Origin of the sequence: Serratia sp. 201 (assembly GCF_037027545.1) — a bacterium.
Lineage (GTDB): Bacteria > Pseudomonadota > Gammaproteobacteria > Enterobacterales > Enterobacteriaceae > Serratia > Serratia bockelmannii.
The window spans coordinates 156860-173725 of sequence record NZ_JAXCHC010000002.1 but is presented as its reverse complement, the minus strand read 5'-3'; the positions used below and the strand labels follow the sequence as shown (position 1 = coordinate 173725).

Annotated in this window: 20 protein-coding genes and 1 riboswitch; of the genes, 15 read left to right on the top strand and 5 right to left on the bottom strand. The window is 62.1% G+C overall.

Translation table 11 applies throughout. The features are described from left to right. Window positions 1-92 precede the first annotated feature (92 nt). From WA302_RS09100 to gutQ, 10 genes are all read left to right on the top strand, one after another. Window positions 93-779, top strand: coding sequence for a GntR family transcriptional regulator (locus tag WA302_RS09100; protein ID WP_025303872.1), 687 nt, complete (start codon window positions 93-95; stop codon window positions 777-779). A gap of 206 nt (window positions 780-985) precedes the next feature. Next, window positions 986-2035: a class I fructose-bisphosphate aldolase gene (gene fbaB / locus WA302_RS09095; protein WP_025303873.1), complete on the top strand. Its 1050-nt coding sequence runs from the start codon at window positions 986-988 to the stop codon at window positions 2033-2035. Window positions 2036-2372: 337 nt separating this feature from the next. Further along, window positions 2373-2900 carry a hypothetical protein gene (locus WA302_RS09090; protein WP_025303874.1) on the top strand — a complete coding sequence of 176 codons (528 nt, stop codon included), beginning with the start codon at window positions 2373-2375 and terminating at the stop codon, window positions 2898-2900. A 260-nt stretch (window positions 2901-3160) separates the two neighbouring features. Next, window positions 3161-3709, top strand: coding sequence for a PTS glucitol/sorbitol transporter subunit IIC (srlA, locus tag WA302_RS09085; RefSeq protein ID WP_004941528.1), 549 nt, complete (start codon window positions 3161-3163; stop codon window positions 3707-3709). A gap of 15 nt (window positions 3710-3724) precedes the next feature. Then, entirely contained in the window at window positions 3725-4705 is a 981-nt protein-coding gene (gene srlE / locus WA302_RS09080) for a PTS glucitol/sorbitol transporter subunit IIB (protein ID WP_016926695.1), read from the top strand. A 22-nt stretch (window positions 4706-4727) separates the two neighbouring features. Beyond that, window positions 4728-5090, top strand: coding sequence for a PTS glucitol/sorbitol transporter subunit IIA (srlB, locus tag WA302_RS09075; protein WP_004941520.1), 363 nt, complete (start codon window positions 4728-4730; stop codon window positions 5088-5090). Window positions 5091-5100: 10 nt separating this feature from the next. Next, entirely contained in the window at window positions 5101-5880 is a 780-nt protein-coding gene (srlD, locus tag WA302_RS09070) for a sorbitol-6-phosphate dehydrogenase (RefSeq protein ID WP_043138004.1), read from the top strand. Between the two features lie 46 nt (window positions 5881-5926). Next, window positions 5927-6283 (top strand): transcriptional regulator GutM, encoded by a 357-nt coding sequence (gene gutM, locus WA302_RS09065; RefSeq protein WP_043138008.1) that lies wholly within the window; start codon window positions 5927-5929, stop codon window positions 6281-6283. Window positions 6284-6366: 83 nt separating this feature from the next. Next, complete coding sequence (gene srlR / locus WA302_RS09060; RefSeq protein WP_025303878.1) at window positions 6367-7140, top strand: glucitol operon DNA-binding transcriptional repressor SrlR; 774 nt, start codon at window positions 6367-6369, stop codon at window positions 7138-7140. Next, a complete protein-coding gene (gutQ, locus tag WA302_RS09055; protein ID WP_016926691.1) occupies window positions 7133-8104 on the top strand; it encodes an arabinose-5-phosphate isomerase GutQ in 972 nt (323 codons plus the stop codon). The genes srlR and gutQ overlap by 8 nt, the downstream gene beginning before the upstream one ends. A 39-nt stretch (window positions 8105-8143) precedes the next feature. Here the strand turns inward: gutQ and WA302_RS09050 are convergent, their stop codons facing one another. The 4 genes from WA302_RS09050 to WA302_RS09035 form a co-directional block, all read right to left on the bottom strand. Beyond that, window positions 8144-8602: an inhibitor of vertebrate lysozyme family protein gene (locus WA302_RS09050; RefSeq protein ID WP_025303880.1), complete on the bottom strand. Its 459-nt coding sequence runs from the start codon at window positions 8600-8602 to the stop codon at window positions 8144-8146. A gap of 84 nt (window positions 8603-8686) precedes the next feature. Continuing rightward, window positions 8687-9487, bottom strand: a complete 801-nt coding sequence (gene thiD / locus WA302_RS09045; protein ID WP_025303881.1) for a bifunctional hydroxymethylpyrimidine kinase/phosphomethylpyrimidine kinase — start codon at window positions 9485-9487, stop codon at window positions 8687-8689. Further along, the gene (thiM, locus tag WA302_RS09040) at window positions 9487-10278 is read right to left on the bottom strand and encodes a hydroxyethylthiazole kinase (protein ID WP_099816850.1); all 792 of its coding nucleotides are present in this window, start codon (window positions 10276-10278) and stop codon (window positions 9487-9489) included. Before thiM ends, thiD begins: the two co-directional genes overlap by 1 nt. Window positions 10279-10313: 35 nt before the next feature. Then, window positions 10314-10410: riboswitch (TPP riboswitch) on the bottom strand. A 91-nt stretch (window positions 10411-10501) separates the two neighbouring features. After that, the gene (locus WA302_RS09035; RefSeq protein WP_025303883.1) at window positions 10502-11116 is read right to left on the bottom strand and encodes a TetR/AcrR family transcriptional regulator; all 615 of its coding nucleotides are present in this window, start codon (window positions 11114-11116) and stop codon (window positions 10502-10504) included. A 217-nt stretch (window positions 11117-11333) separates the two neighbouring features. Here WA302_RS09035 and WA302_RS09030 point away from each other — a divergent pair, with 217 nt between their 5' ends. From WA302_RS09030 to WA302_RS09015, 4 genes are all read left to right on the top strand, one after another. Continuing rightward, on the top strand, window positions 11334-11597 hold the full coding sequence (locus WA302_RS09030; protein ID WP_025303884.1) for a YtcA family lipoprotein: 264 nt from the start codon (window positions 11334-11336) through the stop codon (window positions 11595-11597). Between the two features lie 10 nt (window positions 11598-11607). Continuing rightward, complete coding sequence (gene mdtN / locus WA302_RS09025; protein ID WP_043138023.1) at window positions 11608-12645, top strand: multidrug transporter subunit MdtN; 1038 nt, start codon at window positions 11608-11610, stop codon at window positions 12643-12645. Between the two features lie 132 nt (window positions 12646-12777). Next, complete coding sequence (locus WA302_RS09020; RefSeq protein WP_336063628.1) at window positions 12778-14601, top strand: FUSC family protein; 1824 nt, start codon at window positions 12778-12780, stop codon at window positions 14599-14601. Between the two features lie 70 nt (window positions 14602-14671). Continuing rightward, window positions 14672-15097: a GNAT family N-acetyltransferase gene (locus WA302_RS09015; protein ID WP_336063627.1), complete on the top strand. Its 426-nt coding sequence runs from the start codon at window positions 14672-14674 to the stop codon at window positions 15095-15097. On the opposite strand, the gene WA302_RS09010 is transcribed toward WA302_RS09015, so the two are convergent. Continuing rightward, window positions 15094-16317: an MFS transporter gene (locus WA302_RS09010; protein ID WP_089196166.1), complete on the bottom strand. Its 1224-nt coding sequence runs from the start codon at window positions 16315-16317 to the stop codon at window positions 15094-15096. The two genes, WA302_RS09015 and WA302_RS09010, sit on opposite strands and share 4 nt — an antisense overlap. 95 nt (window positions 16318-16412) lie before the next feature. On the opposite strand from WA302_RS09010, the gene WA302_RS09005 reads away from it, so the two are divergent. After that, window positions 16413-16862, top strand: coding sequence for a winged helix-turn-helix transcriptional regulator (locus WA302_RS09005; RefSeq protein ID WP_060434485.1), 450 nt, complete (start codon window positions 16413-16415; stop codon window positions 16860-16862). Window positions 16863-16866 lie beyond the last annotated feature (4 nt).

Here is a 16866-nt window from a genome sequence, read left to right as displayed (position 1 = left end):
CTGCTCGGCGGGTGGATTTATCCCCCCGCCCTTAACCAATAATCTGCTAGTATGGTGGCATTCGAATTCCAGCCAGATGCCTGATTGTCGCCATGTCTGAAACGTACAGTCTCACCAACAACGTCCCGGTCAACCAACAGATCTATCGCTTCCTGCGCAAGGATATCGTCGACTGCACCATTCCCCCCGGCACCCTGCTGTCCGAGAAAGAGATTTCTACCCGCTTTTGCGTTTCGCGCCAGCCGGTGCGCGAAGCCTTCATCAAGCTGGCGGAGGCCGGCCTGGTGCAGATCCTGCCGCAGCGCGGCACCTTCGTGATGAAGATTTCCGCCAAGCGCGTGGCCGACGGGCGCTTTATCCGTCAGGCGGTGGAATGCGCCATCGTGCGCCGCGCGGCCGAGCGCGCCACCCCGGCGCAGCTGATGACGCTGGAGCATAATCTGCACCGCCAGGCGCTGGCGGCGCAGAACGGGCAAACGCGCGAGTTTTTGGCGCTGGACGACGAGTTCCACCAGCTGCTGACCCAGTTTGCCGACTGCCCGCTGGCGTGGGAGACCATCGAAACCATCAAGGCCACCATGGATCGGGTGCGTTTCCTCAGCCTGAGCGAAGTCTCGCCGCCGGAGAGCCTGATCAAGCAGCACTACCGCATCTACGAGGCGCTGAAAGCGCGCGATGCCGAGGCGGCGGAGCGCGCCATCCACGATCACCTGCAGGAGATGATCTACTCCATCACCCCGATCGCCCTGCAGAACACCGAGTGGTTCGAGATCGAATAATCAATCGCTTAGCGCGCCGGGGGCGATCGCCCCCGCGTATTTGGCCACGCCAATGGCATTTCCTCTCAATCGCATCTATTGTTTGTCCTTGCCGGATCAAGTTCGGTAGCATCGCTTTACAGCTTCAATCACCGCTTTTTTACTGCGCCGGTGGTCAAAAACCCTTGCATTGCCGGTGTATGAAGAAGCTTAATCGGGAGTGAATCATGACTGATATTGTGCAGTTGCTAGGAAAGGAAGCGGAAGATCTGCTGCAACACCGCTGTACCACCATCCCCGCCGAGAATCTCTACCTGCCGGGCGACGACTTCGTCGACCGCGTAATGATCGATAACAACCGCCCCAACAGCGTGCTACGTTCGATGCAAACCCTGTTCAACCACGGCCGCCTGGCCGGCACCGGCTACCTGTCTATCCTGCCGGTCGATCAGGGCATAGAGCACTCCGCCGCCGCCTCGTTCGCCGCCAACCCGCTGTATTTCGATCCGAAGAACATCGTCGAGCTGGCGATTGAAGCCGGCTGTAACTGCGTCGCCTCCACCTACGGCGTGCTGGCGTCGGTATCGCGCCGCTACGCGCACAAGATCCCGTTCCTGGTCAAACTCAACCACAACGAAACGCTGAGCTACCCGACCCAGTACGACCAGACCCTGTACGCCAGCGTCGAGCAGGCGTTCAACATGGGCGCGGTGGCGGTCGGCGCCACCATTTACTTCGGCTCCGAGCAGTCGCGCCGCCAGATCGAAGAGATCTCGATCGCCTTCGAGCGCGCGCATGAGCTGGGCATGGTCACCGTGTTGTGGGCCTATCTGCGTAACCCGGCGTTCACCAAGGACGGCGTGGACTACCACTCCAGCGCCGATCTGACCGGCCAGGCTAACCACATCGCCGCCACCATCGGCGCCGACATCGTCAAACAGAAAATGGCGGAAAACAACGGCGGCTACCGCGCGGTGAAATTCGGCTATACCGACGATCGCGTCTACAACAAACTCACCACCGATCACCCTATCGATCTGGTGCGCTACCAGCTGGCCAACTGCTACATGGGCCGCGCCGGGCTGATCAACTCCGGTGGCGCCGCCGGTGAGAACGACCTGCAGGAATCGGTGCGCACCGCGGTGATCAACAAACGCGCCGGCGGCATGGGCCTGATCCTGGGGCGTAAAGCCTTCAAGAAATCGATGAAAGACGGCGTGGCGCTGATCAACGCCGTGCAAGACGCCTACCTGGACAAGAAGGTCACCATCGCCTGATGTGACAGACCGCCTGTCCCAAAGCCCGGCTCGCCGGGCTTTTTTGTGCATCGAGGGAGGTCTTGACAAGGAAATAATGCAACCGAATGTATTTTATAAGCAAAAATAAGAATTAGTTTTTATTTACTATCCTTGGGCTTTTTTTATTCTAAATATGCGAAAGAGAACGACATAAATCATTAAAGATTGAAAGTTAACCTTATCAAATTTTAAATTTCCCACCTTTTCCAAAAACACAAAAAGTTAGCGCATTAATAATTATTATAGTTCATTGTTATTTATGGACTTTTGACTAAATTTCACGCTAATTAATCCACACTTTTATGGTGGTGCTATCATGAAAGTCAATATTGTCATCATCTCCCTGCTCATCCTTTCGCTATCGTCTTGCGCGCTATTTAAATCTCCGGCCTCTAAGCATGAGTTGAAACCGGGAGAAACGTATTGGTTTGACTATGACTCAACAAGAAGCAGCGCCATTTATATTCCCGCAGACTCAAATATCAAGTACTGCGTGGCTCCCCCACCTGATGTCGCGCAGTCCGTTATTGCCGCGCTGAAAGCTGAAATGAGCACGGAACAAATTCAAAAAGTCAGTGGAGATGCAGGGTTCAGCACCGCCGTAGTCGATCTGGCTCGGCGCACCACCACGGTAAATTTTATCCGTGATACGTTGTATCGCGTCTGCGAAGCCAGGCTACAAGGCCCGCTCACCGCTACGGAAAAAGAAATTTTCCTGGCCGCGATAGCCGCCGCCAAAGATATGGCAATCGCTGAAAAAGACAAACAAAAGCAAGAGCTGGCCCAAACGGCCGAAAGAAACGGTGCTTCCGTACAGACAATACAAAAGATTCTCGAACAGTAACAGAAACAAGCTAACAACGGCGATTTCCGTATATCACCCTACCCAAAGCCCGGTTCGCCGGGCTTTTTTGTGCCCGTCCCCCTAAACCCGACGCCGTCAACCTTCTCTTTCTTTCACCTTAAACTTTCAAAATAAAATATTTATCTTTCAAATTGTGATCTATTTAAAACAAATAGCCCACCAAAGTGACTACTGTAAGGCCCATGGCGACAGAGCCGCCGTTCGCTCCAGGCCATATCAGTCCATTACAGGAGAACATAATGATTGAGCTAATCACCCACGGCGCCGAGTGGTTTATCGGCCTGTTTCAGAAAGGCGGTGAAGTGTTTGTCGGCATGGTGACCGGCATTTTACCTTTGTTGATCAGCCTGTTGGTTATCATGAACGCGCTGATCAAATTTGTTGGCCAGGAACGTATCGAACGATTGGCGCAGCGCTGCGCGGGCAACCCCGTTTCGCGTTATCTGCTGCTGCCGCTAATTGGCACCTTTGTCTTCTGCAACCCGATGACCCTCAGCCTGGGGCGCTTCATGCCGGAGAAATACAAGCCGAGCTACTACGCGGCGGCCTCCTACAGCTGCCACTCGATGAACGGCCTGTTTCCGCACATCAACCCCGGCGAACTGTTCGTTTATCTCGGCATCGCCAGCGGCCTGACCACCCTCGGTCTGCCGCTCGGCCCGCTGGCGGTGAGCTATTTCCTGGTGGGGCTGTTCACCAACTTCTTCCGCGGCTGGGTCACCGATCTGACCACCAGCCTGTTTGAACGCAAGATGGGCATCCGTCTGGATCGCCAGGTGCAACTTTAATTCGTGGAGTGCAGCATGAGTGCTTATATCCGTATTGAAAAAGGCGCCAGCGGCTGGGGCGGCCCCCTGGAATTGCCGATCGAACCCGGTAAAAAAGTAGTGTACATCACCGCCGGCACCCGACCTTCCATCGTCGATCGCCTCAGCGAATTGACCGGCTGGCCGGCCGTCGACGGCTTCAAAGAGGGCGAGCCGCCGGCGGAAGAGATCGGCGTGGCGGTGATAGACTGCGGCGGCACCCTGCGCTGCGGCCTGTACCCGAAACGCCGCATTCCGACAGTCAACATCCACGCCACCGGCCAGTCCGGCCCGCTGGCGCAGTTTATCCTCGAAGACATCTATGTCTCCGGCGTGCGTGACCACAACATCAGCCGAATCGACGCGACGGAGAACCCACCCGCCGCCGCCGTTGCAGCGCCGCCCAAGGCGCGCGACTACGACACCAGCAAGAAAATCACCGAGCAAAGCGACGGGCTGTTGGCGAAGGTCGGCATGGGCATGGGATCGGTGGTGGCGGTGTTCTTCCAGGCCGGGCGCGACACCATCGACACCGTGCTGAAGACCATCCTGCCGTTTATGGCGTTCGTCTCGGCCTTGATCGGCATCATCATGGCCTCCGGCCTCGGGGACTTTATCGCTCACGGCCTGACGCCGCTGGCCAATAGCCCGATCGGCCTGGTAACGCTGGCGCTGATCTGCTCATTCCCGCTGCTGTCGCCGTTCCTCGGCCCCGGCGCGGTCATCGCCCAGGTGATCGGCGTGCTGGTCGGGGTGCAGATCGGCCTCGGCCATATTCCGCCGCAGCTGGCGCTGCCCGCGCTGTTCGCCATCAACGCGCAGGCCGCCTGCGACTTCATTCCGGTCGGCCTGTCGCTGGCGGAAGCCAAGCAGGACACCGTGCGGGTCGGCGTGCCCTCGGTACTGGTCGGCCGCTTCCTGACCGGCGCGCCGACGGTGTTGATCGCCTGGGCCGCCTCGGCCTTTATTTATCAATAATTTGATTCCCAGGGAGACGTTTATGCACACCATTTTTCATACCACCATCACGCAGATCGGCGGCTGCGCCCGCGACGCGTTGCTGGACAACATGCTGATCACCTTCCGTGAAGGCGCGCCGGCGGATATCGAAGAGTTCTGCTTTATCCACCGCCACGGCGCAACCGCCGGTGAGCTGCAGGTCGGCGGCGTGATGGAGCTGGCGCAGCAGCGCTACGCCATCACCGCCGTCGGCAGCGTCGCCACGCAGAATCTGCGCGAACTGGGCCACATCACCGTGCGCTTCGACGGCGAAGCCGAAGCCGAATTCCCCGGATCGATCCACGTATCCGGCCCGACGCCGACCGATATCCCGTTGGGCAGCACGCTGTCATTTATCGCATAAGGAGTAGACCATGTCTGAAGTAGCTGTAGTGATTGGCGGCGGCCAAACGTTAGGCGCCTTTTTGTCCCACGGGCTGGCGCAGGCCGGTTATCGGGTGGCGGTGGCCGATCTGAACGCCGACAATGCCAATCGGGTGGCACAGCAGATCAACGAAGCGTTTGGCGCAGGCAGCGCCTGCGGTTTTCAGGCCGACGCCACCGACGAGCAGAGCGTGATCGCGTTGGCAGCGGCGGTTGACCGGGAATTTGGCCAAACCAACCTGCTGGTGTACAGCGCCGGCATCGCCAAGGCGGCGCCGATCACCGACTTCCCGCTGGGCGACTTCGACCGCTCGCTGCAGGTGAACCTGGTGGGCTATTTCCTCTGCGCCCGCGAGTTCTCGCGCCTGATGATCCGCGACGGCATCGCCGGGCGCATCATTCAGATCAACTCCAAGTCCGGCAAGGTCGGCAGCAAGCACAACTCCGGCTACAGCGCCGCCAAGTTCGGCGGCGTGGGGCTGACGCAGTCGCTGGCGCTCGATCTGGCGGAGTACGGCATCACCGTGCATTCGCTGATGCTCGGCAACCTGCTGAAGTCGCCGATGTTCCAGTCGCTGCTGCCGCAATACGCGCAAAAACTGGGCATCGCACCGGACCAGGTGGAGCAGTACTACATCGACAAGGTGCCGCTGAAACGCGGTTGCGACTATCAGGACGTGCTGAACACCCTGCTGTTCTACGCCAGCGAGAAGGCCTCTTACTGCACCGGCCAGTCGATCAACATCACCGGCGGCCAGGTAATGTTCTGACGCCACCGACGCCCCCTCCCGCGGAAGGGGGCCTAAGGAGAACCCCATGACACAAGCTCTGATCGCCTTCGCACTGCTGGCCTGGCTGCTGCAAATCGCCTTCGGCTGGTGGCAACTGCAGCGCTTCAACCGCGCCTTCGACGGCCTGTGCCAACTGGGCGCCGTCGGCGTCGGCCGTTCCGGCGGCCGTTTCCGCCCGCGGGTGGTGCTGGCGCTGGCCTTCGATGCCGATCGGCGGGTGTGCGGCAGCCTGTTGCTACGCGGCCTGACCGTTTTCGCCCAGCCCCGCCCGCTGCCTCGATTACACGGTTTGCATCAGCGGGATTTGCGCCCGGATGTGATCTTCCCCGAGGATCGCGCATGCCAGTCTGCACTATCGTTAGCGATTGAACCCAAATCGTGATATTTTCACATTAAAAGGCATTACCTTTCATAGTGAATTATTCAGCGAGGGGAAATGCCCCACTCTTGTGAACGGGAATCGCGATGAAACCAAAGCAGCGGCAGGCCGCTATCCTTGAATATCTGCAGCGGCATGGCAAAACGGCAGTGGACGCCCTGGCCGAGCATTTCTCCACCACCGGCACCACCATCCGCAAGGATCTCACCCTGCTGGAAGACGAAGGCGAGGTGATCCGCACCTACGGCGGCGTGGTGCTCAGCCGCGACGACGGCGATCAGCCGATCGACCGCAAAACCCATATCAATACCGAGAAAAAGCGCCACATCGCCAGCGCCGCCGTGGCGCTGATCGCCGACGGCGACTCGCTGATCTTCGACGCCGGCAGCACGGTGCTGCAGATGGTGCCGCACCTGGCGCAGTTCAATAACATCACGGTGATGACCAATAGCCTGACCATCGTCAACGCGCTGGTGGAGCTGGACAACGATCAGACCATCCTGATGCCCGGCGGCACCTACCGCAAAAAATCGGCCTCGTTCCACGGCAGCCTGGCCGAATCGGCGTTCCAGCAGTTCAGCTTCGACAAGCTGTTTATCGGCGCGGACGGCGTCGATCTCAACGCCGGCGTCACCACCTTCAACGAAGTGCACAACGTCAGCAAAGCGATGTGCGAAGCCGCCGGCCGCATTATTCTGTTGGTAGACTCCTCGAAATTCGGCCGTAAGAGCCCGAACGTGGTGTGCGAACTCAGCGCCGTCGACACGCTGATCACCGACCGAGACATCAACCCCGATTACCTCGCCGCCCTGCAGGCGAAAGGCATCAATATCCTTCTGGTAGGAGACCCCGATGAGTAACGCCAACGCCCTGCTCGCCTTCGCCCGCGAAACGCTGGAGATCGAGCTGACCGAAGCGCAGCGCCTGCTGGCGCGCCTGGACGACAACTTCGTCTGCGCCTGCGAACTGCTGCTGAACTGCCGTGGCAAAGCGGTGATTTCCGGCATCGGCAAGTCCGGCCATATCGGCAAGAAGATCGCCGCGTCGCTGGCCAGCACCGGCACGCCGTCGTTCTTCGTGCACCCGGCCGAGGCGCTGCACGGCGATCTCGGCATGATCGGCGCCGACGACGTGGTGGTGTTCATCTCCTACTCCGGCCGCGCCAAAGAGCTGGACCTGATCCTGCCGCTGCTGGCGGAGAACGGTATTCCGGTGATCGCCGTTACCGGCGGCAAAGAGTCGCCGCTGGCGCAGGCCGCGGCCTGCGTGTTGGATATCGGCGTCGAGCGAGAAGCCTGCCCAATGGGGCTGGCGCCCACCTCCAGCGCGGTCAACACCCTGATGATGGGCGATGCCCTGGCGATGGCGCTGATGCGCCAGCGCGGTTTCAACGCGGAAGACTTCGCCCGCTCGCACCCGGGCGGCAGTCTGGGCGCGCGCCTGCTGAACCGCGTGCATCACCTGATGCGCACCGGCGATCGCCTGCCGCGCGTGAGCGAAAGCGCCAACGTGATGGAAGCGATGCTGGAACTGAGCCGCACCGGGCTCGGGTTGGTGGCGGTCTGCGACGCGCAGCAGCGGGTGGTGGGCGTATTTACCGACGGCGACCTGCGCCGCTGGCTGGTGAAGGGCAACAGCCTGCAGGATCCGCTCAGCCCGGCGATCACCCGCCCCGGCTATCGGCTGCCGGAGCAGTGGCGCGCCGGCGAGGCGCTGGAAGCGCTGCACGAACAGCACATCAGCGCGGCCCCGGTGGTCGATATGGACGGCGTGCTGGTGGGGGCGCTCAACCTGCACGATCTGCATCAGGCCGGCATCGGCTGATCAACGCCGGGGGCGCCATCACCGGCGCCCCCGGTCAGATCATTTCCAGTCGGGATTGTTCTCGAACTGCTGCTTCAGCAGCGCCTTCATGTCGTCATCCGGCTTGCCGAGCCACTGGTACTTGGCATACTTCTTCGGATGATCGACGGCTTCCGGCCGATCTTCCACTTCCACCCGCACGCCCCAGGCCTGGGATTTGTCCGCGCTGAACGCCACAATCAAAAAGTTGTTGCCGCAGTCGTGCGGCTTGCACAGGTTGCCGACCAGATACTCTTTGCCCTTCCAGTTCAGATTCTGCGCCGGCGTAGAGGTGCCGACGCCCTTGCGCGCCCAGCCCGGCATCCGCGCCTGGCCTTTCACCATGTTTTGCCAGCTGGCCTGGTACCCCGGCTGCTGAATCAAATCCGACGTGGTGACGATCTGCTGGGCAAAGCTGCCCGCGCTGAAGCTGAGCAGTGCGCCGAAGAGGGCGCAACGCAGCGCCTGGTGTCCCGTCATAGTCCTTCTCCCTAGGTTAAATCAGGTTTCGCCCGTCAAACCGGGCCTGAACTAGTCAGACCACGGTTGCGGCAAAAAGTTGACTCACCACCAGGCGTGAAAATGATGCACCGGCCCGATGCCGTGCCCCACTTCCAGGGTGTCCGCCTGTTGCAGCGCGTGTTGCAGGTAGTCCTTGGCGGCGGCCACCGTCGCCGCCCAGTCGGCATGGCGCGGGCGCAGTGCCGCCAGCGCGGCCGAGAGCGTGCAACCGGTGCCGTGGGTGTGGCGGGTGGCGACGCGCGGCGCGGTAAAGCGCTGCTCGCCTTCGGCGGTAAACAGCCAGTCCGGGCTCTCGCTTTCGCTCAGATGGCCACCCTTCATCAGCACCGCCCGGCAGCCCATCGCCAGCAGCGCCCGCCCCTGCTCGCGCATCTGCGCTTCATCTTCCGCCGGCGCGCACGCCAGCAGCGCCGCCGCTTCCGGCAGGTTCGGCGTAATGATCGACACCAGCGGCAACAGCTCGCGCCGAATAGACGCTACCGCCTCCGGCGCCAGCAACGGATCGCCGCTTTTCGCCAGCATCACGGTGTCCAGCACCACGAATTCCGGCCGGTAATGGCGCAGCCGTTCGGCCACCGCCTGCACGATATCAGCGTTGGCCAGCATGCCGATCTTGACGCTGTCGATGCGCACGTCGCTGAATACCGAGTCCAGCTGCGCGGCGACGAACGCCGGATCGATGTAATACACCGACTGCACGCCGCGGGTATTCTGCGCCACCAGCGCGGTGATCACCGAGGTGCCGTAGGCGCCGAGCGCCGAGAAAGCTTTCAAATCGGCCTGAATGCCGGCGCCGCCGCTGGGATCGGTGCCGGCGATGGTCAGCGCGTTAATGCGTTTCATCACAGATCCTCCCCGCGCAGTTGATACAGCGCGTCGAGGAACGCCGGCGTAAAGCTGCCCGGCCCGGCGGCCTGCCTGGCCGCGAGGCCGCCGCAGTGGGACATCACCCGGCAAGCCGTCGCCACGTTGTCCAGGCGATCGCCCGGCAGGGCGCAAAACGCCGCCGCCACCGCCGACAGCGCGCAGCCGGTGCCCACCACCCGCGTCATCAGCGGGGAACCGCCTTCGATCGCCCAGTCGCGCTGGCCGTCGGTGACGTAATCCACCGCGCCGGTGACCGCGACTACCGCGCCGCTGCGCTGCGCCAGCTCACGCGCGGCGGGCAATGCCGCCAGCGAATCGTCGCCACTGTCCACGCCGCGGCCGCTGGCCAGCAACCCGCTGAGCGCCATGATTTCCGAAGCGTTGCCGCGTATCGCCGCCGGTTTCTCGTCCAGCAGCTGTTTGGCGAAGGCGGTGCGGTAGGAGAGCGCACCGACCGCCACCGGATCCAGCGTCCAGGGCTTGCCGGCCCGATTGGCGGCGGCCACCGCCGCCCGCATCGATTCGGCACGCAGCGCGTTGAGGGTGCCGACGTTGATCAGCAGGCCGTCGGCCAGCGCGCTGAACTGCGCCGCCTCTTGCGGCTCCACCACCATCGCCGGGGAAGCGCCGAGCGCCAGCAACACGTTGGCGGTCAGCGATTGCACCACTTCGTTAGTCAGGCAGTGGATCAGCGGAGGGCGCTGTTGGAATTGGGTCAGACAGGCCGCGGCGCGCGCGCCGGGTAGTGCATCAGGTCGAGCGATCATATTCCTCCCAACCGGCGTTCAAGAAGGCGGCGCCGGCTGGGCGGCCGTGACTTCCCTACGCTGGCATTATCCAGATCAGGTAATACGGGTATTTCTCAGCCTTCACGTAGAAGGGCACCCCGAGTCATGAAAATCAATAGGTTGTGATCAACGTTGCGTTAATCCCTGCAGGGGATCATGCCAGCGGCGGCGCGGACAAACAAGCGAATAAATTGACTCGCGCCTAAGCGATGTTTCCCTCTTTTCCCGCCAGATACAGGCTCAGCACGCCGGGCAGCTCCGCCAGCGTGAACGCCACGCTCTGCGGCGCCGTCTTGAAGATATGGTGCAGCGTACCGGCCACCAGGCTTTGCAACAGCCGGGTTTGCTGCAGGATCTCCGCTTCGGCGGTCTCGGGGCGGCGCAGCTGCAACACGCTAGCGATCAGCGTCAGGAAGCTGGACTTTTCATCCGGCAGGTTCATTTCCCGCATCACCGGCAGGTAGTCGGCATGCTCACGCAGGTACTGCGCATAGGGTGAAAACAGCCGCTGGATCACCGCTTCAGCGGAGAGGCGCCGCCACTCATCGTCACTGGCCAACGCCATGTCGCGCACCAGCGCCTCAATCGACTCGGTATGCCGATCTGCCAGCGCCTTGATCACCGCGTGGCGATCGGGAAAAAAGTGATACATCGAACCGATGGAGGTTTTAGCGTGCTTGGCGAGCCGCTGCATGCTGAGCGCCGCCAGGCCGTCCTGCGCCACGATCGCCGCCGCCGAATCCAGAATGGTTTGTACGCGTTGCCGCCCTCTTTCCTGCTGTGGCTCTCGCCCGGTGATGTTTTCGTCGATTTGCATATTCGTTTCTGCCCGCTGTCATCAACGCATTATACCCATTTGCCGCTACGAAGGCAGGGCGACACAAAAAACTAGATTAATCCCTCTAGTTTAGAGTAGAGTATTTATTCTAGTTTACCCTGACGCAAGCGTGGGGAAGACAAACAGTGACCTCACTCACTGAAAAAGAGTCATTTCATTCGGCCCGTCGCCCAAGCCAATCGTCAGAGAATGCCCTATGCCCGACAAAAAACTGCTTATCACCTGCCTGACCGCGCTGTTGCTCACCGGGTGCTCGCCGGCACCGTCGATAGTGGTGTTCGGCGCTTCGTTCCCCGACTGGCTGTTTTGCCTGTGCGGCGGCGTGGCGGGTATGGTGGCGATCCACCTGCTGCTGCGCACCCCGGAAAAACGCGCCTGGCTGGCGCCGCAGCTGCTGACGTATCCGGCGCTGACCGCGCTGATCGCCATGCTGATCTGGTTACTGGTTTTCCCCCACTGAGACTGACGCCATGACCCAACCACACACCCCAAACCGGCGCAGACTGCTGGTGCTTACCATCCTGGCGTTGACATTCATCGTGGCCGCCGTCGTCGTCTGGCGGGTGGAAAACGCCCCCAGTACCGACGATGCTTACGCCTATGCCGACACCATCGACGTGGTGCCGGAGGTGAACGGTCGCATCGTCGAGATGCCGATCCGCGACAACCAGGAAGTGCGGCAAGGCGATCTGCTGTTCCGCATCGATCCGCGCCCTTACCAGGACGCGCTGGCGGCCAGCGAAGCGCGCCTGATCACGCTGAATGAACAGATCAAGCTGACGCAGCGTTCGGTCAACGCACAGCAGTACAACGCCGAATCGATGAACGCCATCGTCAAACGCTCACAGGCGCTGGTGGCGCAGGCGGCCGACACCCTTAACCGCCGGCAAAAGCTGCTCGGCAAGAACTACGTTTCGGCGGAAGAAGTGGAAACCGCCCGCACCTCCCAGCGCTCGGCGCAGGCGGAATTGCAGGCCGCATTGCTGCAGGCGAAACAGGCGGAAGCCGCCGTCAGCGGCGTCGAAGCCCTGGTCGCACAGCGCGCCGAAGTGCAGGCCGACATCGCCATCGCCAAACTGAACCTGGAGTTCACCGAGGTGAGAGCGCCGTTCGACGGCCGCATCGCCTCCCTGAAAACCACCGTCGGCCAATATGCCTCCAGCGCCAAACCGGTGTTCACGCTGATCGACACCCGCCACTGGTACGTGGTCGCCAACTTCCGCGAAACCGACCTGAAAGGCGTGCATCCCGGCGTGCCGGCCACGCTGTATTTAATGAGCGACGCCGGCCAGACCTTCAGCGGCAAGGTGGAATCGATCAGCTACGGCGTGCAGCCCGACGACGGCGGCACCGTGCTGGGCGGGCTACCCAACGTGTCGCGCAACATCAACTGGGTACACGTTTCGCAGCGCTTCCCGGTCAAGATCGCGGTCGAGGCCCCCAACCCGGCGCTGTTCCGCGTGGGCGCTTCGGCGGTGGCCAAGCTGAACCTGCGCCATGAAGAATAAAACGATGTCTCGCGGCTGGCTGTCCCCGTTGATCGACGAGCTGCGCCCTTCGGACAGCCGCATCAACCTGATGATCCGTGCTCTGCTCTCCAGCGCGATCGCCATCGTGATCTCGCAGACGCTGCAGGTGCCGTGGCTGGCGCTGTCTTCTTTATCACGCAGTCCAATATCGTTATCACCCGCACGATCGGCATCCTGTTTTTCGTCAGCTCCACGCTGGCGATCGGCGCCGCTATCCTGGTACTGAAGTTCACCTACGACTACCCGATGCTGCGCATCCTGCTCTCCAGCGCGCTGTTTTTCCTCAGCGTGTTCCTGATGCGGGTGACCAAGGTTGGGGTACTGTTCTTCCTGATGGCGCTGGTGGTGATCTACACGCAAAGCTTTGTCGATCTCACTCCGCAGGCGGAAGTGGTGATACGGCTGGTGCTGTGGGTATGGGTGGCGATCAATTACGCCATCCTGCTCACCCTGATCGTCAATACCCTGCTGCTGCCGGCCGAACCGCTGAAGCAGCTAAAGGGCCGGATGAACGCGGTGTTGGACGAAACCCGCGCTATGTTGGCCAACGGCGGCGAGACGCGCGATCTGAGCGCCATCTCGCAGCACGCCACCGAGCTGCATAAGCTGCTGCGCTTTTCGGTGATGCGCAGCGATCGCTGCCGTGCCAGCGAGCCCGGTTACCTGGCGCTGATCACCCTGGTGTTGCAGCTGAATATTCTGGCCTATCAGCTGCCGCCGGCTTTCGGCGCGGCCGCGCGTCAATTGGCGCAAGAGATAGACGCCGCCTGCCGCGCGCTGCAAACCGCGATCAGCCACGACAGCGCGCTGCGATTTTCCGTCGCGATCGCCGGCAGCGACGATCCGCAGGTGCCGGCGCCGCTCAATGAAATGGCCGGCCTCCTGCAGGTCTACACCAACCGCAGCGACTACGCCGACGCCCTGCAGGCCGCGCCACCGCCAAAAGTGCCCTTCTTTACCCCCGATGCCCTGACCAACCCGGTTTACATCCAGTTTTCGTTGAAAACGCTGCTGACCGTGCTGGTCGCCTACGTGTTTTATACCGCCGTCGATTGGCCCGGCATTCATACCATCATGCTGAGCTGCCTGATCGTGGCCCAGCCCAGCCTTGGCGCCACACAGCGGCGGGCGCGGCTGCGTCTCGGCGGCGCGGCGATCGGCAGTCTGCTGGCGCTGATCTCGGTGGTGTGGATCATGCCTCACCTCGACAGCCTCGTCGGCTTACTGCTGCTGACGCTGCCGGTGATCGCCCTCTCCGCCTGGATCGCCGCCGGCTCCGAGAAGATAAGCTATGCAGGGGTACAGATCCTGTTCACCTTTTCCCTGGCGCTGCTGGAAAGCTTTGGCCCGGTCACCGAGCTGACCGAGATCCGCGATCGCCTGATCGGCATCGTGCTGGGGGTAGGGTTCGCCACTTTCATTCACGCCACGCTGTGGCCGGAATACGAAGGGGAGTCGCTGCGGCAGCAGGTTGCCAACGTGCTGCGGGAACTGGCGCGCTTCCTCGGCGGCGAGAACACAAACGCCATCGGCATCTGGCAAAAGATCGAGGGCTGCGAAGCGGTGGTGGCCCGGGTGACGCTGGAGCCTACCTGGCAGTTGGCAGATGATAACCATGAAAGCTTCACCCGGCACATCCAACTGATCTTTAACCAGACGCGCAGCCTGTTGCTGACCAGCGAAAAGCTCAACACCTATCTGGCAGGCGGCGGCGCGGCGCTGTCCGTGCACGAACGCCAGGCGCTGATCGAGGTGCAACGCCAGGGCGGGCGCGTTCTCGCCGAGTATGCGGCGCAGCTTGCCAGCGCGCCGCAAGCGCTGCGGACGCCCGACTTTCATCCACCGCTGGCCGCCCTGCATGCCGACACCGTGCGCCACCTGGCTCAGGAGTTGAGCGACGGGCTCAATCGCCTGCCCGCCTGGGGCGACGCCTAGCATTTTCCGTTTGTGGCCGTGCACGCCCGGTGCAATGCGCTATAGTGAGCACAAACCACCGGGAGATGCCATGCAGATAAGACCCTACCAAGAGACCGATCGCCCCTTCCTGCGCACGCTGTACCTGGCGTCGCGCAAGGCGGCGTTCGGCTGGCGCGATACCTCAAACTATCAGTTGGAAGATTTCGACGGCGCGACGCTGGGCGAAGCGATTTGGGTGGCGGAAGACGGCGGCACGCTGCTGGGATTCGTCTCCGTCTACCGCGAAGATAACTTCATTCATAACCTGTATGTCGATCCCCATCAGCCGCCGCGCGGCGTCGGCAGTGCGCTACTGCAGGCGGCGCAAGCCACCTTCACCGCCACCGGCTCGCTGAAATGCCTGGTGAAGAATGAAAATGCGCTGGCGTTCTACCGCAAACACGGTTGGCTCATCATCTCTACCGGTAACGACGGCGAAGAAGATTATTACCTGATGCATTCGCCGGCCCGCTAGCCCTTACCCGCCGCATCCGGCATGCCGCGCAGCGTCAGCCGCCAAAACAGCAGCGCGCTCAGGCTGACGCCCGCCCCCAGCCAGCAGACGCCGCTCCACCCCGCCCAGGCGTACATATGGGTGCCGGCAAAGGCGCCCAGCCCGCTGCCGACGGCGTAAAACAGCATGTAGCAGCCCACTAGCCGGCTGTGCGACTGCGGGTGCGCGCTGAAGATCATGCTCTGGTTCAGCACGTGGATCGCCTGGCCCGCCAGATCCAGCAGCACGATGCCCGCCACCAGCCAAACCAGGCCGCTGCCGAGCAAACCAAGCGGCAGCCAGGCCAGCGTCAACAGCAGCAGACACACGCCGCTGGCCGCCTGCCCCAGCCCGCGATCCGCCAGATGCCCGGCGCGCACCGCCGCCAGTGCGCCCACCGCGCCGACCAGGCCGAACGCCCCCACCGCGGCATGGCTGAAGTTGAACGGCGCCTGGCTCAGCGGCAACACCAGCGAACTCCAAAAGAGGCTGAAAGCGCCGAACATCAGCAGCGCCAGCATGCCGCGAATTTGCAGTGTGCGGTCATGCAGCAACAGGCTCAGCATCGAACGCAGCAGCGCGGGATAACTCAGCGTGCTGGGTGCGGTGTGCGGCGCAGGCAGCAGCCGCGACAGGATCGGCAGCAATACCAGCGTCACTCCGGCAGAGAAGAAATACACCGTGCGCCAACCGCCAACGTCCGCCAGCGCGCCGGACAGAGTGCGCGCCAGCAGCAATCCCAGCACCACTCCGCCCTGCGCCGCACCAACCACCCGCCCGCGCTCCTGCGGCGCCGCCAGTGCCGCGGCGAAAGCGATCAGCCCCTGCGTCATGGCGGTGCCCAGTAGCCCCACCAACAACATCCCCGTCAGCAGCCAGGGCGCGCTGTGCGCCCAGCCCACCAGCAGCAGCGCACCGATCAACCCCAGCTGTTGCCCCGCCAGCAACCGATGCCGGTTCAACCGATCCCCCAGCGGCACCACCAACAGCAACGCCAGCGCGCAGCCCAACTGAGTCACGGTGATCACCATGCCAACCGCCGCCAGGCTGATGGAAAAATCACGGGCGATGGCGTCCAGCAACGGCTGCGCATAATAAACGTTGGCCACGCTGAAGGCGCTGGCGGCAGCCAGCAGCAGCACCAGGGTGGCCGGCAGGCGCCCTAGCGCCGCACAGGGGGGATCCAGCAGTTTGTCGCTCATTACACACCTCAATCTGGTTTCATTATTAAACCCAATGAACTTTAGGCGCAGAGGTTTTATAATGCAACCAGAATTTGCAGCTGGAGATAACCGCCGTGAAACGTAAAAGCCTGGAAGACGCGCCGTGCCCGGTGGCGCGCACGCTGGATGTGATTGGCGACTGGTGGTCGCTGCTGATCGTGCGCGACGCCTTCGACGGCGTCACCCGCTTTAGCGAATTTCAAAAAGGGCTGGGGATGGCGAAGAACATCCTTGCCACCCGCCTGCGCGCGCTGGTGACGCACGGCGTGCTGGAGATCGTGCCCGCCGCAGACGGCAGCGCCTATCAGGAATATGTGCTGACCGAGAAAGGCCGCGGGCTGTTTCCGGTGATCGTCGGCCTACGCCAGTGGGGGGAAGATCATCTGTTCGCCGAGGGAGAAGCGCACTCAACGCTGGTGGAAAGCGACAGCGGCCGCCCCGTCCCGCGCCTGACGCCGATCGGCAGCGCCGGGCAAACGCTCACCCCGCTGAATACCCGGGTGGTGAAGGTGGAGGAACGGTGATGAG

What these genes read in the sequence shown, in the direction of transcription:
- WA302_RS09035 (WP_025303883.1), bottom strand. Translation starts at nt 11,116, where the DNA reads ATGCAAATCGACGAAAACATCACCGGGCGAGAGCCACAGCAGGAAAGA.
- fbaB (WP_025303873.1), top strand. Translation starts at nt 986, where the DNA reads ATGACTGATATTGTGCAGTTGCTAGGAAAGGAAGCGGAAGATCTGCTG.
- WA302_RS09050 (WP_025303880.1), bottom strand. Translation starts at nt 8,602, where the DNA reads ATGACGGGACACCAGGCGCTGCGTTGCGCCCTCTTCGGCGCACTGCTC.
- WA302_RS09030 (WP_025303884.1), top strand. Translation starts at nt 11,334, where the DNA reads ATGCCCGACAAAAAACTGCTTATCACCTGCCTGACCGCGCTGTTGCTC.
- WA302_RS09100 (WP_025303872.1), top strand. Translation starts at nt 93, where the DNA reads ATGTCTGAAACGTACAGTCTCACCAACAACGTCCCGGTCAACCAACAG.
- srlD (WP_043138004.1), top strand. Translation starts at nt 5,101, where the DNA reads ATGTCTGAAGTAGCTGTAGTGATTGGCGGCGGCCAAACGTTAGGCGCC.
- WA302_RS09090 (WP_025303874.1), top strand. Translation starts at nt 2,373, where the DNA reads ATGAAAGTCAATATTGTCATCATCTCCCTGCTCATCCTTTCGCTATCG.
- srlB (WP_004941520.1), top strand. Translation starts at nt 4,728, where the DNA reads ATGCACACCATTTTTCATACCACCATCACGCAGATCGGCGGCTGCGCC.
- WA302_RS09015 (WP_336063627.1), top strand. Translation starts at nt 14,672, where the DNA reads ATGCAGATAAGACCCTACCAAGAGACCGATCGCCCCTTCCTGCGCACG.
- gutM (WP_043138008.1), top strand. Translation starts at nt 5,927, where the DNA reads ATGACACAAGCTCTGATCGCCTTCGCACTGCTGGCCTGGCTGCTGCAA.
- thiD (WP_025303881.1), bottom strand. Translation starts at nt 9,487, where the DNA reads ATGAAACGCATTAACGCGCTGACCATCGCCGGCACCGATCCCAGCGGC.
- srlR (WP_025303878.1), top strand. Translation starts at nt 6,367, where the DNA reads ATGAAACCAAAGCAGCGGCAGGCCGCTATCCTTGAATATCTGCAGCGG.
- mdtN (WP_043138023.1), top strand. Translation starts at nt 11,608, where the DNA reads ATGACCCAACCACACACCCCAAACCGGCGCAGACTGCTGGTGCTTACC.
- thiM (WP_099816850.1), bottom strand. Translation starts at nt 10,278, where the DNA reads ATGATCGCTCGACCTGATGCACTACCCGGCGCGCGCGCCGCGGCCTGT.
- srlE (WP_016926695.1), top strand. Translation starts at nt 3,725, where the DNA reads ATGAGTGCTTATATCCGTATTGAAAAAGGCGCCAGCGGCTGGGGCGGC.
- srlA (WP_004941528.1), top strand. Translation starts at nt 3,161, where the DNA reads ATGATTGAGCTAATCACCCACGGCGCCGAGTGGTTTATCGGCCTGTTT.
- gutQ (WP_016926691.1), top strand. Translation starts at nt 7,133, where the DNA reads ATGAGTAACGCCAACGCCCTGCTCGCCTTCGCCCGCGAAACGCTGGAG.
- WA302_RS09010 (WP_089196166.1), bottom strand. Translation starts at nt 16,317, where the DNA reads ATGAGCGACAAACTGCTGGATCCCCCCTGTGCGGCGCTAGGGCGCCTG.